General features: G+C 58.4%; 1 protein-coding gene. It reads right to left on the reverse strand.

Annotation, left to right across the window (positions count from 1 at the left end):
* Positions 1 to 388: 388 nt before the first annotated feature.
* On the reverse strand, positions 389 to 922 hold a 534-nt coding region (locus B3P58_RS14875), incomplete at its 5' end, for a nitroreductase family protein (protein ID WP_286718733.1).

Genomic DNA, 922 nt, shown 5'->3' on the forward strand with positions numbered 1-922 from the left:
GGGGCGCAGGGGCTTGCCCCGCTTCGGCTACTCACGTGCAATCGACGTTTCATGATTGCTTAAGTAAATAGCAACACCCCTACCCGGCGTTTAATCAGTTACTCAGATCGTGCAGCTTGCCCGGACGGCCATCCAGCACAGAGACTTCGCTTGCCGCCAGACGCGGCTTACGTGGCCAGTTNNATGGTGCTGGAGCCGGTCTGGACCGCCATCATCGCCGCCTTCTGGTTTACCGAGCGGATGGAAACGGCGCAGATTCTCGGCTGCACCCTGATTCTGCTGGCGCTGCTGGCCAACCGCTGGAGTGCTCTGCGGCGCTGGCTGAAACGCTGAAGCGGGCGCTCTGCCCGCTTTATTTCCGGTCCGCTTTTCCCAACTTGTTTAGCAATTAATTACTCAGATCGTGCAGCTTACCCGGACGACCATCCAGCACCGTCACTTCGCTCGCCGCCAGACGTGGCTTACGTGGCCAGTTACCTTCTTTGGCGTAACCCAGGGTCACCATCATGGCAACGCTGTAGCGTTCGCCGATGTTGAACACTTCTTTCGCTTTTGCAGTATCGAAGCCGATCATCGGCCCGGTGGCCATACCCTTGCCAGCCGCAGCCGTCATCAGGTTCATGGTCGCCATACTGGCCGAGCGCAGTGCTTCATCGTGGGCTGCGGCTTTGTTATCGCCGTAGGCACCGTTTACTGCGCTGACAAAGTAGTCGCGCACGCCTTCGTTATAGATACCGGCATCGACGCCGCGCTGGGCGATATCCGGCATACGTTCATGACCCTGCTCGTCGGCCAGCACCAGAATAACCACCGGGGCATCGGCCACTTTCTGCTGACCGTAGGCGATGTCTTTTAAGGTTTCTTTCGCCGCCTGATCGGTCACCACCAGATAGCGGGTATGCTGAATGTTAAAGGCCGTTGG

The organism is Thalassolituus sp. UBA2009, from assembly GCF_002335285.1.
In the GTDB taxonomy this organism is placed as follows: Bacteria; Pseudomonadota; Gammaproteobacteria; order Pseudomonadales; family Oceanobacteraceae; genus Venatoribacter; species Venatoribacter alkanivorans.